Consider the following 12610-nt stretch of genomic DNA (forward strand, 5'->3'; position numbering starts at 1 on the left):
CTCCAGCGCCGCGCGCACCGGGGCGGCGCCCAGAAAATCCCAATCGCTCCTGCGGCACCTGGCAATCGCCCACGCCAGATTCGCCTCAACCGGGTTGCGCCCCTCGTCGATGTCATTGCCATACAAGCAAAGCCCCGCCTCCAGCCGCAGGGAGTCTCGCGCCCCCAGCCCGGCGGGCGTGGCGCCGCGCGCCAGCAACAACCCGGCCAGCGCCTGCGCATCCTCCGCCGCGCAGCCGATCTCGAAACCATCCTCCCCGGTATAGCCCGAGCGGGTGACAACACAGGCAATGCCCGCCACGCGCAGCGCCGCCGCATCCATGAACCTCAGCGCCGCCCCCTCGGGCAGCATCGCCGCCGCCTTCGGCCCCTGCAACGCCACCAGCGCCCGCTCGAAATGCGGGATAATCGCCACGCCATGCGCCCGGATATGCGCCAGATCCACATGCTTGCGCCCGGCGTTCAGCACCAGTTGCAAATGCGAGCCAAAATTCGCCACCATCAGGTCATCAATAATGCCGCCTGCCTCATTGAGCAGCAGCGTATAACGCTGGCGTCCCGGCCGCAGGCCCGCAATATCGCCCGGCACCAGCGCCTCAAACGCCCCGGCATCCACAATATGCGCCTGGCCCATATGCGAGACGTCGAACAGCGCCGCACCCTCCCGGCACGCCTGGTGCTCGGCCATGATGCCCGAATACTGCAAGGGCATCTCATACCCGGCGAACTCCACCATACGCGCGCCCAGGCGGCGGTGCAGCGCATCCAATGGTGTTTTCAGCAATGCTGTTTCCAACGCAATTCCCCCAGAACCAATCAGCGCCCCGCCAAGTGCCGGGCAAACTGACCCCCCTCTGTTTGGGAACCTGAGAGATTCGGGCAAAGGGCCAACCCTCAACCCTTGACCCCGTCGGTGCGGCGGGCATCAGCCCGCCGGCTCTCCAGAGCGTCCCGCTCAACCACGCAGCCCTTTTGCCTGAGCGTTTCCGGGGGCCGGTTGCGCCTTCGGCGGCGAGAAACTAGCCCAAAGGCCCCCGCACTCTCCTGCGTCCGAATAAGGACGATTACATAGTGACGCAGGGCACGGGTTTTGCAAAGCTGCATTCCGGCGTTATTCCAAAGTAATTCCGCAGCCCAGTCATGAATCGTTCAGATATAAGGTGTTTTTCAGCATGTCCGAGCCGGCTCCGCCCATCCCCGCCCTCGCCGTCGAGGACATCCACAAGCGCTTCGGCACCCTCGAAGTGCTGAAGGGCGTCTCGCTCACCGCCCATGACCAGGATGTGATCGCGATTCTCGGCGCCTCCGGCTCGGGCAAGAGCACGTTTTTGCGCTGCATCAACCTGCTGGAAATGCCCGACCGGGGCCGCGTACGCATCAAAGGCGAGTTGATCGAGATGCGCGAGGGCAAAAACGCCCGTAGCGCCGCCAACCCCAAACAGGTGGAGCGCCTGCGCGCGCGCCTCGCCATGGTGTTCCAGCAATTCAACCTCTGGGCGCATATGACCGTGCTGCAAAACGTCATGGAGGCGCCGATCCATGTGCTGAAGCTGGACAAAAAAACCGCCGCCGCCCGGGCCGAGGCCATGCTCGAGAAGGTCGGCCTCGCCGCCAAGCACCACGCCTACCCGGCGCAGCTCTCCGGCGGGCAGCAGCAACGCGTCGCCATCGCCCGCGCCCTGGCCATGGAACCCGATGTGCTGCTGTTTGACGAACCAACCTCCGCGCTTGACCCCGAGTTGGTCGGCGAGGTGCTAAAAGTGATGCGCGACCTAGCCAAGGAGGGCCGCACCATGCTGGTCGTCACGCATGAGATGGGCTTCGCCCGCGAGGTCGCCAGCCGCGTGATGTTCCTTCATCAAGGCCTCACCGAGGAGGAAGGCAAACCCGGGGATATGTTCACCAACCCGCAATCCCCGCGCTTCAAACAGTTCCTCTCCAGCACACTGCGCCATTGAGCGCGATCGTTTGAGGTTCGCTCACCTGAGCGAGCCGAAAGCGTGAATCGCCCTCTATCTTTATAATTTAGAGACGGATGCATCCGTCTCTAATACCAGTCAGCCTTAAGGCTGACTGGTATGCGCGCGGGGCTGGTGGGGCGGCCGCGCGCTAAATCAAGAGCTTATACCAGCCCGCCACCAAACACAGAGAGTCATGCTCTTGGCGGGCTGATATAAGCACGCACCCTGTTATAATCCGCGCAATGCCCCTAAATGATCCGCATGGCAGACGATCCCTATAAAATCCTCGGCGTGGCAAAAGACGCAACACCGGAACAAATTCGCGCAGCCTACCGCAAACTCGCGAAAAAACACCACCCGGACCTCAACCCCGGCAACAAGGCGGCGGAAGAGGCGTTCAAAAGCGCCTCGGCGGCCAACGAGCTGCTCTCCGACCCCGAAAAACGCGCCCGGTATGACCGTGGCGAAATCGACGCCAGCGGTGCCGAACGCGCGCCGCAAGGCTTCCGCCAAGGCCCCGGCGGTGCCGGCTTCGGCGGCGGAGCGGGCGGATTCGGCGGCGGCAATTTCGAGGACATCTTCGCCAGCATGTTCGAGCAGCGCGGCCGCCCCGCCGGCCCCGCCCGCGGCCAGGATGCCCGCTACGCCCTCACCGCCGACTTCCTCGAAGCCGTGAACGGCGCCACCAAGCGCCTCACTTTGCCTGACGGCCAAACCCTGGACGTGAAAATCCCCCACGGCACCACCGGCGGCGACGTGCTGCGCCTGCGCGGGTGCGGCCAGCCAGGGCGCAACGGCGGCCCCGCCGGCGACGCGCTGATCGAAATCACCGTCGCCCCGCATAAACTCTTCCGCCGCGAGGGGCAGAACATCCGCATGGACCTGCCAATCTCCCTGCGTGAGGCCGTGCTCGGCGGCAAAATCACCCTGCCCACCCCCACCGGCCCGGTGGCGCTGAGCATCAAACCCCATAGCGACTCGGGCACCGAAATGCGCCTGCGCGGCCGTGGCGTACCCGCCCACAGCCACCACCACGCCGGCGACCTGCTGGTAAAACTGCATGTGGTCATCGGCCCCGCCGATGAAAAACTGGAAGCTTTCCTTAAATCCTGGGACCAGCCGGGCTTCGAGCCGCGCGGCGGATCAACCTGATGTCATCCGGCTCTATTTTTTAATCCAGAGGCGGATTCAGACATGAGATGTAATCACGCAGAGATTCCATCTCATGTCATCCGGCTCTAAACCTGCCGCGCCGCATCCATCAGCCGCTTCATTTCCTTAATCGCCACCGGCAGGCCGGTCAGCAGCGCCTCGCCCATCAGGAAGTGGCCGATATTGAGTTCGCGGATTTCCGGCAGCGCGGCAATGGGCATGACATTGGCAAACGTCAGCCCATGTCCGGCATGGCACTCCAACCCAAGCTGCGTGGTCAGCGCGGCGGCGGCGCGCAGCCGCTCCAGCTCACCAGGATGGCCATTGGCATAGGCGCCGGTGTGCAACTCCACCACGGCGGCGCCTACCCCGGCAGCCGCGCGCACCTGCGCTGGATCGGGGTCCACGAACAACGACACCACAATCCCCGCCGCCGTCAGCCGCGCGATGATCGGCCGCAGCGCCTCGCTCTGGCCAACCACATCCAGCCCGCCCTCGGTGGTAATCTCGGCGCGGCGCTCCGGCACGATGCAAACCCCATGCGGGCGCAGTCTGCACGCAATCGCGGTCATCTCCGCCGTCGCCGCCATCTCGAAATTCACCGGCACCGCGGCCCAGCCGCAAATCGCCTCCGCATCGGCATCGCGGATATGGCGGCGGTCCTCGCGCAGATGAATCGTAATCCCATCCGCCCCCGCCGCGACGCAGGCCTTCGCCACGCTCAGCGGGTCCGGATGCCCGCCGCCGCGCGCATTGCGCAGCGTGGCCACATGGTCGACGTTAACGCCAAGCCTGATATATCCGCTCATCCGTCAGATATGCAGCGCGCGGCCATCAGCGGCCAGTGCGGCTTCCTTCACAACCTCGCTCAAAGTGGGGTGCGCATGGCAGACCCGCGCAACATCCTCGGCCGACGCGCCAAACTCGATGGCCGTCACCAGCTCGGCGATCAGCGTCCCCGCGTCCGGCCCGATGATATGCGCGCCAAGCAGCCGGTCCGTGGTTTTGTCGGAAAGCACCTTCGCAAACCCCTCCATCTCGCCCATGGCGCGCGCGCGGCCGTTGGCCATGAAGGGGAATTTGCCCACCTTGTAGGCAACCCCGGCGGCCTTCAGCTCTTCCTCGGTCCTGCCCACGCTGGCCACTTCCGGCCAGGTGTACACCACGCCGGGAATCGCATCGTAATTCACATGCCCGGCCTGCCCGGCCAGAAGTTCGGCCAGCGCCACGCCCTCTTCCTCGGCCTTGTGCGCCAGCATCGGCCCGGCGATGACATCGCCGATCGCATAAATCCCTGGCACGTTGGTGGCATAATGCGCATCGGTCAGCACCAGCCCGCGCGCATCCGTTGCCACCCCGGCCGCAGCTAGGTTCAGCCCCTCGGTATAGGCCCGCCGGCCAATCGCCAGCAGCACGATATCGGCCTCCAGCGTCTCCGCCGCGCCGCCCTTGGCCGGCTCGATGGTAAGCGTCACGCCGTCCTTGCCCGTCGTGGCGCCGGTCACCTTATGGCCCAGCTTGAACGTGAAGCCCTGCTTGGTCAGCGACTGCTGGAACGCCTTGCAAATCTCGCCGTCCAGGAAGGGGGTAATGCGCTCGAGGAACTCAACCACCGTCACCTTCGCGCCCAGCCGCGCCCACACGCTGCCCAGCTCCAGCCCGATCACCCCGCCGCCGATCACCACCAGCCGCCCAGGCACCTTATCCAGCTCCAGCGCCCCGGTGGAGGTGACAATGCGTTTCTCATCAACCTCAACACCCTTCAGCGGCACAGACTCACTGCCCGTGGCGATGACAATGCTCTTGGCGCTGTAGGCGCTGCCCCCAACCTCGATCGCATTCGGGCCGATGAAGCGCGCCGCGCCCTTGATCCAGGTGATCTTGTTCTTCTTGAACAGAAACTCGATGCCCTTGGTATTGGCGCTGACCACCTCGCCCTTGCGGGCCTGCATGCGGGCCAGATCGAAGTTGACCTCGCCGACCGCGATGCCATGGTCCTTCAGCCCATGCGCGGTCTGATGAAACACCTCCGAGGACTGCAGCAGCGCCTTGGAGGGGATGCAGCCAATGTTCAGGCAGGTGCCGCCCAGCGTCGCGCGCTTCTCCACGCAGGCGACCTTCATGCCAAGCTGCGCCGCGCGAATGGCGCAGACATAACCTCCCGGGCCGGAGCCAATCACGATAAGGTCGAAAGTCTCAGCCATTTTTCCACTCCGCTTTGCTGGTTGCAGGAAGATGCGCTGGCCTCATAGCCCCGCGGCCCGCCTCAAGCAATTCAGTGCGCGCACCCCTGGCTTGCCTCCTCCGGCGGCCCATGGCTATCTCCCCGCCATGCCAGCACTCTCCGCCCGCGTGGGCCGCACCGAACTCGCCGCCACCTTCGCTCAGGCCGCCCGCGCGCGCGCGCTGCGCGCCGAGGGGCATGATGTCATCTCCCTCTCGCTTGGCGAGCCGGATTTCCCCACCCCCGCACATGTGGTGGAGGCCGCCCACGCCGCCGCGCTTCGCGGCGAGACCAAATACCCCCCCCTGGCTGGAACCGAGGCGCTGCGGGCCGCGGTGCGCCGCAAATACCTGCGCGACCAGAAACTCGATGTGCCGCAAGCCAACATCCTCATCACCAACGGCGGCAAACAGGCCATCTTCAACGTGGTCATGGCCGTCATCAACGCCGGGGATGAAGTCATCATCCCCGCCCCCGCCTGGGCCGGCTACGAGCAAACCATCCAATTCGCCGGCGGCACCGCCGTCTTCGTGCCCTGCCCGCAGGAAAAAGGCTTCGTCCTCCAGCCCGAGGATCTGGAAGCCGCCATCACGCCGCGCACCAGGCTCCTGCTGCTCAACTACCCCAACAACCCCTCCGGCGCCGCCATCAGCGCCGCCGGGCTGGAAGCCCTCGCCGCGGTCCTGCGCCGCCACCCCGGCATCTGGGTCCTCTCGGATGACATCTACGAGCATCTGCTCTTCGATCATTTCAACTACGCCACCCTGGCCGCCATCGCGCCGGATCTGGCCGATCGCACCGTCACCATGACCGGCGTCTCCAAAAGCTACGCCATGACCGGCTGGCGCATCGGCTTCGCCGCCCTGCCGCCCGCGCTCATCAAGCCTTGCACCGTGGTCCAGGCCACCGCCACCTCGGGCGTCTCCTCCATCGGCCAGGCCGCAGCACTCGCAGCCCTCGAAGGCCCGCAGGAGCTGCTGCATGAGCGCGCCGCCGCCTACCAATCCCGGCGAGATCTCGTCGTAAGCCTCCTGAACCAAATCCCCGGCATCGAATGCCACAAACCCGAGGGCGCCTTCTACGTCTTCCCCAGCATCGCCGGCTGCCTTAACAAAACCACCCCGGCCGGGCGCCGCCTCGCCAACGACACTGATTTCACCGCCGCCCTGCTCGATGAAGCCCATGTCGGCGTCGTCCAGGGCGCGGCCTTCGCCATGAGCCCACATATCCGCATCTCAACCGCCACCTCAGAAGCCACCCTGGCCCGGGCCTGCGCGCGCATCGCCGCCTTCTGCGCCACGCTGCAATAACCCCCGCGCAGCGCGGGTTATTGCTTCACCACATCGGCAATATCCGCGGCGATGCCCGCAATATCAGGTGTGTTGGTATCCAGCCCCGCGATGATGAACTGCGGCTTGCCCCGGGCATTGAACACATACACAGCGGCGGAATGCGAAACGGTATAGACCGGCGTTTTGCTGACCGAGAACACCACGCGGTAGCGCCGCGCCAGGGCATAGAGCTGGTCGGCGGTGCCGCGCAGGCCTACGAAGTTGGGGCCGAACTGGCTGGTATATTTCGCCAGCACGGCGGGTGTATCGCGGTCCGGGTCCACGGTGACAAACACCACCCGCACCTTGGCGGCGGCATCGCCCATCTGCTTGAGCACGCGCGCGGCGTTATACATGGTTGCCGGGCATTCATCCGTGCAGTTGGTATAACCAAAGAACAACAGCGTGACCTCGCCCTTGAAATCCGCCGCGCTCACCGGCTTGCCGGTATTCACATCGGTCATATTGAAGGCGAGGTCCGGCACCAGCCCGGCGACGCTCACATCCTGCGGCGAGAGGGTATGGTGGCAGGCGCTCAGCGCCAGGCAGGCCAACAACAAAAAGGCGCGGCGGATCATGCTGTTTCCTCTTCATCGGCTTCCAGCCCGAGCAGGCTCTGCGCCGCCCCGGCCTCCACCATCTCCACCGTGCGCAGCACCCGGCCCACGGCGCGCGTACGCACCCGCGCCTTTTCAATATTGGTCGTCATCGCCGCGGCGTTATTGGCGAGCTTGCCCAGCACATCGTCCATCTTGGTCATCTCCGCGCGCGTCGCCCCCAGCAGCTTGCCGATCTCCCCGGCCCGCTTCTCCAGATCCAGCGTGATATGCCCAAGGTGGATGGTCTGCAACATCGCGGGCAACAGCGTCGGCCCCAGTATAATCACCTTCTCGCGCACCCGTATCTCGTCGATGAGGTTGGGAATCCGCGCCACCTCGGCAAACAGCCCGTCGCTGGGCAGATACATCACGCCAAACTCCACCGTCTCCGGCGGGCAGATGTATTTCTCGCGGATCTTCTTGGCCTCCAGCCGCACCCGTGCGGCGATCCCCTCGCGCGCCGCCCGCTCGCCCTCCACATCTGCCTTCTCCGCCGCGTTTAGCAGGCGCTCATAATCCTCGGTCGGGAATTTGGAATCCACCGGCAGCCACAAGGTGCTGCGCGAGGGCATCCGCAGCGCGAAATCCACCCGCTCACGCTGCCCCTCCCGCAGCGCGAAATTGCGCTCGAACGCACCGGGCGGCAGCACCTGTTCCAGCATCGCGCCCAGCTGCGCCTCGCCCCAGCCGCCGCGCGTCTTCACATTGGAGAATATCCGCTTCAAATCCCCTATCTGCGCGGCGGCGGACTGCACCTCCCCCATCGCCTGCTGCACCTGGGCAAACTGCTCCAGCACGCGGGCGAAGCTGTTGGTCATCTGCTGTTCCACCGCCTCGTGCAGCTTTTCGTTCACCGAAGTCTGGATCGCCCCCAGCCGCGTCTCCAGCAGCGCGATGGTCCGCTGCGAATCCTCCGCCGCCGTCCGGCGCAGCCCTTCCACGGCGTTGGCCATGTTCTGCGTCGCCCCGCTTATCTGCGCGAAGGCCTTCGAGAGCGCATCCGTCGTCCCGGTCTGGATCGCCCCGGCCAGCCGCCCCTCCATCGCGGCCAGGCTGGCGCGCAAAAACTCCGCCTCCGCCCGGCTGGCCGCCAGCACCTTCTCCAGCCCCAGTTGTAGCCGCTCCGGGGCCGCGCGCGCCGCCCGCCACCCCGCCCAGCCAAAAACCATGGCCGCCACGCCGATAAGCCCAACCAAAAACAGGAGCAGGAGTTGCATGTTCATGCTAACAGCCTAGCAAGGTTAAACGATTCGCGGGAGCTGCCAGCATGGATTACCAGTACCTTGAGGACTTCCACCCCGGCCAAGTCTTCGAGAGCGAGCCGCTCACGGTCAGCGAGGCCGAAATCATCGAATTCGCCGAAAAATACGACGCCCAGCCCATGCATGTTGACCCGGTGGCCGCCCAGGACATCACCGGCGGCCTCATCGCCAGCGGCTGGCACACCGCGGCCCTCACCATGAACCGCTTCATCACCGCCGGCTTCTACAACCCCGCCCCCGGCGCGCTCGGCCTGGGCTGCGAATCACTCAAATGGCCCAAACCCGTGCGCCCCGGCGATGCCCTGCGCCTGCGCCTCGAAGTCCTCTCCGTGCGCCCCAGCGCCAAGCGGCCCGGCAGCGGCGTTGTCACCAACCGCTTCACCACGCTCAACCAGAATAATGATATCGTGCTGGAAATGGTCAGCTCTGTTATCATCGCCAGACGATCAGCCTGAACAAAGGACCCCCTCCATGAACAGCGCCGTCACCCTCATCGCCTTCCTCGTCATCCTCGCCGGCGCCGCGCTCGGCTACCTGCTGCAAAACCCCGTCATCGGCGGCGTCATCGTGCTCATCGGCGTCATCCTCGCCCTCACCCTGCGCACCGCCGCCGAGTGGGAGCGCGCGGTGGTCCTGCGCCTTGGCCGCTACGCCGGCGTGCGCGGCCCCGGCCTCTACTTCCTCATCCCGGCCTTCGAGCTGGTCTACACCGTGGTCGACACGCGCCGCCAAAGCACCCGCATCTCGGCCGAGGACACGCTCACCGCCGATGCCGTCTCCGTCACCATGGACTCAATCATGTTCTGGCGCGTCTCCGATGTGAAGCGCGCCGCCACCGAACTCACCGACTACCGCAACATGATCGCACAGATCGCCCAGACCTCGCTGCGCGAAGTCATCAGCGCCACCACCCTTAACGACATCCTCTCCAACCGCGAGGCGATGGACGAGAAACTCCGCGCCTTCATCACCAAAAAATCCGACGGCTGGGGCATCGGCGACATCTCGGTTGAAATCCGCGACGTCAAAATCCCCCCCGAACTCAACGACGCGATGAGCCGCAACGCCCAGGCCGAAAAAGAGAAACAGGCCCGCGTCACCCTCGCCAGCGCCGAAGTCGCCATCGCCGAACAAATCGCCGACGCCGCGCGCATCTACGAGAACAACCCCGTCGCCCTGCAAATCCGCCAGATGGGCCTGATCTACGACATGAACAAAGACCGCGGCGTCACCATCCTGGTCCCCACCGGCATGGCCAACGCCCTTGGCGCCAGCATCGCGCTGAACGTCAACAACCCCGACCGCCCCAAACCTTTATCCGCAACAATGTTTTCCCCCCCGCCCGGCAGCAGCTCGGTGCCAAAGGCTTAAAAGAGGCACCCGTAGGATGGGTAAGCGCAGCGCCACCCATCCCTATTTTGCCCCCACCCGTAGGATGGGTAAGCCCAGCGCCACCCATCCCTTTTTTCCAACCCCACTCAATCGAATTAGGCATCATCCTGCATGACGGCATACCGGCGCAACAGGCTCCCCGGCGGCACATATTTTTTCACCGTCAACCTGCATGACCGCCGTCACGCACTTCTCGTGCAACATATCGATATCCTGCGCAAAGCGGTACACAAGGTTAAAACCCACGCACCATTTCACATTGATGCCTGGGTAGTCCTGCCGGAGCATCTGCACTGCCTATGGACTTTACCCGAAGGTGACGCGGATTTTTCAGCACGGTGGCAGGCGATTAAAACCACATTTTCCAAGGAAATGCCGCAAGACGAATATCGCTCGCCAAGCCGCCGCGCCAAGGCCGAGCGCGGGATCTGGCAGCGGCGGTTCTGGGAACATACCATCCGCGATGAACAAGATTACGCCGCGCATATGGACTATATCCATTTCAACCCCGTGAAACACGGCCTCGTTACCGAGGTTGCGCAGTGGCAGTATTCATCATTTCACCGCGCGGTGAAAATCGGGCTTTACCCAACGGCCTGGGCCGGCAGCGGCGCCACGCTGAATGATATGGGCGAAGCTTGGACGCAAAAAGCCGATGGGTAGCGCTGCGCTCACCCATCCTACGGCTGCTTATCTTATCCCGGTCAAGCCATTGATGTAGATCGCGGTGAACAATAATTTTACCCTTCTTGTAAAGGACAAAACAATGTGTTCCGTTTTAGAAAATGTCGTCAAACTCGGCGGCTTATCGCTCCAGGCTGAGGACTGCTTGATCCGTGCTGCAGTATCACAAAGAAACGAGCATGGTGGTTTAGACAGAATACAAAATGAGAGATATCATCAATTTCTAATATGGCGGGCTGTATTGCCACTCTTCGACGCAACCATCGAACGAGAGGGTAATACCGACTTAATCATCAAAAGTGCCGAAGAATCTCATTATTTTGAGATGAAGAACTGGCGAAGCGTGAATGGCGAAAGAGAACTCCCTTCTATTCGTGACGACATTAAAAAACTAGGGGGCAGAGATAACGGGTATATTCTTATAACTTCCGCCAACCCCCCTGGAAAGTTTTCATGTAACATCAAATTTCTTTTGGAAAATTTAAATGGATTGGGTAACCGAGACCCTAAACATTATCTTTTCAACACGATCTCCACGACGGGATGCGAGATAGAATATTGGATTGCAGGTTGGCCATTACCGCGGGTTAAGGTGGAAGCCTACCCCCCGTAGGATGGGTAAGCGCAGCGCCACCCATCCCCCTTTTTCGCCAGCCCACCCTATCCGCTCCGGCATCATCCCAAAACGGCAAACCCCCTACCCAAACGCATAAGCATCCATCCGTAAAAACGAATACTCCGTCGAGCTGTGCAGCCGCTTCACCGCCGCTCCCGCCCCGGCCGCGCCCATCGCCACATACAGCGGCAACAAATGCTCCTCCGTCGGGTGCTCTTCCGCCGCAAAGGGCGCCAGCCGCCGGTAGTCCACCACCGCCGCCACATCCCCCGCGCGCAGCTTCTCATCCATCCAGTCCGAGAACGCGGTCACATCCGGCGTCTCCGGCGCGTCAATCTCGGGCATCCCCCGGCGGAACCGCCTTAAATCATGCGTGAAGCTGCCGCTGCCCACCACCAGCACGCCTTGCGCCCGCAAGCCCGCCAGCGCCGCCCCCAGGGCATGGTGATACGCCGCCCCCAGGTGCGACTGCACCGAGAGCTGCAACACCGGAATCTCCGCCTGCGGATACGCCAGCAAAAGCGGCACCCAGGCCCCATGGTCCAGCCCGCGCGCGGTGTCTATCCCCGCGGCAAACCCCGCCGCGCGCAGGCTCTGCGCCACCCGCTCGGCAAGCTCCGGCGCGGTGGGCGGGGCATAATGCAGCGTGTAAAGCTCCTTCGGGAAGCCATAAAAATCATGAATCGTATCATTGCGCGCGGGCGCATTCAGCATCGGCGTCTGCGTCTCCCAATGCGCCGAGGCCACCAAAATCGCCTTCGGCCGGGGCAGCAGCCCGCCCAGCCCTTGCAGAAAATCCCGCGCCGGCGTGTCCATCAGCGCCATCATCGGCGAGCCATGGCTCAAAAACAGGGCTGGCAACATCGCCCTAGCCCCCCGCCCGCTGCGCGAGGCGGAACGGGTCCGCCGGATAAGTGCCCAAAATCTTTATCTCGGTCGAGAAAAACGCCAGTTCCTCAAACGCCAGGCGCAATTTTTCCTGCGCCGGGTGTCCGTCCACCTCCGCCAGAAACTGCGTCGCGGTAAAAGTGCCGTTCACCATGTAGCTCTCCAGCTTGGTCATGTTCACGCCGTTCGTCGCAAACCCGCCCAGCGCCTTGAACAACGCCGCGGGCACGTTGCGCACGTTAAACACAAACGTCGTCATCAAATTGGGCGTATCCGGCGCCAAAACAACCGGCTCCTTCGCCATCACATAAAACCGCGTCGTATTGTGGGTTTCATCCTCCACATTGCGCCGCAAAATCTGCAACCCGTGCAGCTCCCCCGCCAGCGATGAGGCAATCGCCGCATCCGCTATGCTGTTCTTCGCGGCAACAATCTCCGCCGCCCCGGCGGTGTCATATGCCACCACCGCCCCCGCCCCCAGCTCGCGGATCAACCGCCTTAC

General features: G+C 63.7%; 14 protein-coding genes and 1 riboswitch. Of the genes, 7 read left to right on the top strand and 7 right to left on the bottom strand.

Features of this window, described 5'->3' with window-relative positions:
- Nucleotides 1-783 (bottom strand): glycine cleavage system aminomethyltransferase GcvT (gene gcvT / locus HKL97_RS02890; protein WP_291422602.1); only part of this gene is annotated, 783 nt, incomplete at its 3' end.
- A 170-nt stretch (nt 784-953) separates the two neighbouring features.
- A riboswitch (glycine riboswitch) is annotated at nt 954-1056 on the bottom strand.
- 136 nt (nt 1057-1192) lie between these two features.
- Between gcvT and HKL97_RS02895 the strand changes: the two genes are divergently transcribed.
- Nucleotides 1193-1957: an ATP-binding cassette domain-containing protein gene (locus HKL97_RS02895; protein WP_363238267.1), complete on the top strand. Its 765-nt coding sequence runs from the start codon at nt 1193-1195 to the stop codon at nt 1955-1957.
- 264 nt (nt 1958-2221) lie between these two features.
- A complete protein-coding gene (locus tag HKL97_RS02900; RefSeq protein WP_291422604.1) occupies nt 2222-3112 on the top strand; it encodes a J domain-containing protein in 891 nt (296 codons plus the stop codon).
- An 86-nt stretch (nt 3113-3198) separates the two neighbouring features.
- Here the strand turns inward: HKL97_RS02900 and HKL97_RS02905 are convergent, their stop codons facing one another.
- Nucleotides 3199-3921, bottom strand: a complete 723-nt coding sequence (locus tag HKL97_RS02905; RefSeq protein WP_291422605.1) for a pyridoxine 5'-phosphate synthase — start codon at nt 3919-3921, stop codon at nt 3199-3201.
- A gap of 3 nt (nt 3922-3924) precedes the next feature.
- On the bottom strand, nt 3925-5316 hold the full coding sequence (gene lpdA, locus HKL97_RS02910) for a dihydrolipoyl dehydrogenase (RefSeq protein ID WP_291422606.1): 1392 nt from the start codon (nt 5314-5316) through the stop codon (nt 3925-3927).
- 127 nt (nt 5317-5443) lie between these two features.
- On the opposite strand from lpdA, the gene HKL97_RS02915 reads away from it, so the two are divergent.
- The gene (locus HKL97_RS02915) at nt 5444-6646 is read left to right on the top strand and encodes a pyridoxal phosphate-dependent aminotransferase (protein ID WP_291422615.1); all 1203 of its coding nucleotides are present in this window, start codon (nt 5444-5446) and stop codon (nt 6644-6646) included.
- A 17-nt stretch (nt 6647-6663) separates the two neighbouring features.
- Here HKL97_RS02915 and HKL97_RS02920 read toward each other — a convergent pair whose 3' ends face one another.
- Both HKL97_RS02920 and HKL97_RS02925 read right to left on the bottom strand, forming a co-directional pair.
- Nucleotides 6664-7245: an SCO family protein gene (locus tag HKL97_RS02920; protein WP_291422607.1), complete on the bottom strand. Its 582-nt coding sequence runs from the start codon at nt 7243-7245 to the stop codon at nt 6664-6666.
- Complete coding sequence (locus HKL97_RS02925) at nt 7242-8489, bottom strand: DNA recombination protein RmuC (protein ID WP_291422608.1); 1248 nt, start codon at nt 8487-8489, stop codon at nt 7242-7244. Before HKL97_RS02925 ends, HKL97_RS02920 begins: the two co-directional genes overlap by 4 nt.
- A 44-nt stretch (nt 8490-8533) precedes the next feature.
- Here HKL97_RS02925 and HKL97_RS02930 point away from each other — a divergent pair, with 44 nt between their 5' ends.
- The 4 genes from HKL97_RS02930 (at nt 8534) to HKL97_RS02945 (ending at nt 11217) form a co-directional block, all read left to right on the top strand.
- Nucleotides 8534-8983 (top strand): MaoC family dehydratase, encoded by a 450-nt coding sequence (locus HKL97_RS02930; protein ID WP_291422609.1) that lies wholly within the window; start codon nt 8534-8536, stop codon nt 8981-8983.
- A gap of 16 nt (nt 8984-8999) precedes the next feature.
- The gene (locus tag HKL97_RS02935) at nt 9000-9899 is read left to right on the top strand and encodes a slipin family protein (protein WP_291422610.1); all 900 of its coding nucleotides are present in this window, start codon (nt 9000-9002) and stop codon (nt 9897-9899) included.
- Between the two features lie 132 nt (nt 9900-10031).
- Nucleotides 10032-10583, top strand: a complete 552-nt coding sequence (locus HKL97_RS02940; protein ID WP_291422611.1) for an REP-associated tyrosine transposase — start codon at nt 10032-10034, stop codon at nt 10581-10583.
- A gap of 64 nt (nt 10584-10647) precedes the next feature.
- Nucleotides 10648-11217, top strand: a complete 570-nt coding sequence (locus HKL97_RS02945) for a hypothetical protein (RefSeq protein WP_291422612.1) — start codon at nt 10648-10650, stop codon at nt 11215-11217.
- Between the two features lie 84 nt (nt 11218-11301).
- Here HKL97_RS02945 and HKL97_RS02950 read toward each other — a convergent pair whose 3' ends face one another.
- Nucleotides 11302-12084, bottom strand: coding sequence for a class III extradiol ring-cleavage dioxygenase (locus tag HKL97_RS02950; RefSeq protein ID WP_291422613.1), 783 nt, complete (start codon nt 12082-12084; stop codon nt 11302-11304).
- Nucleotides 12085-12088: 4 nt separating this feature from the next.
- The coding region (locus HKL97_RS02955; RefSeq protein ID WP_291422614.1) for a prephenate dehydratase domain-containing protein at nt 12089-12610 on the bottom strand (522 nt) is incomplete at its 5' end.

The organism is Acidocella sp. (assembly GCF_013044125.1).
Taxonomy (GTDB): domain Bacteria; phylum Pseudomonadota; class Alphaproteobacteria; order Acetobacterales; family Acetobacteraceae; genus Acidocella.

Coding starts and splice junctions, on each gene's coding strand:
- HKL97_RS02900 (WP_291422604.1), top strand. CDS start 2,222: ATGGCAGACGATCCCTATAAAATCCTCGGCGTGGCAAAAGACGCAACA.
- HKL97_RS02905 (WP_291422605.1), bottom strand. CDS start 3,921: ATGAGCGGATATATCAGGCTTGGCGTTAACGTCGACCATGTGGCCACG.
- lpdA (WP_291422606.1), bottom strand. CDS start 5,316: ATGGCTGAGACTTTCGACCTTATCGTGATTGGCTCCGGCCCGGGAGGT.
- HKL97_RS02915 (WP_291422615.1), top strand. CDS start 5,444: ATGCCAGCACTCTCCGCCCGCGTGGGCCGCACCGAACTCGCCGCCACC.
- HKL97_RS02920 (WP_291422607.1), bottom strand. CDS start 7,245: ATGATCCGCCGCGCCTTTTTGTTGTTGGCCTGCCTGGCGCTGAGCGCC.
- HKL97_RS02925 (WP_291422608.1), bottom strand. CDS start 8,489: ATGAACATGCAACTCCTGCTCCTGTTTTTGGTTGGGCTTATCGGCGTG.
- HKL97_RS02930 (WP_291422609.1), top strand. CDS start 8,534: ATGGATTACCAGTACCTTGAGGACTTCCACCCCGGCCAAGTCTTCGAG.
- HKL97_RS02935 (WP_291422610.1), top strand. CDS start 9,000: ATGAACAGCGCCGTCACCCTCATCGCCTTCCTCGTCATCCTCGCCGGC.
- HKL97_RS02940 (WP_291422611.1), top strand. CDS start 10,032: ATGACGGCATACCGGCGCAACAGGCTCCCCGGCGGCACATATTTTTTC.
- HKL97_RS02950 (WP_291422613.1), bottom strand. CDS start 12,084: ATGTTGCCAGCCCTGTTTTTGAGCCATGGCTCGCCGATGATGGCGCTG.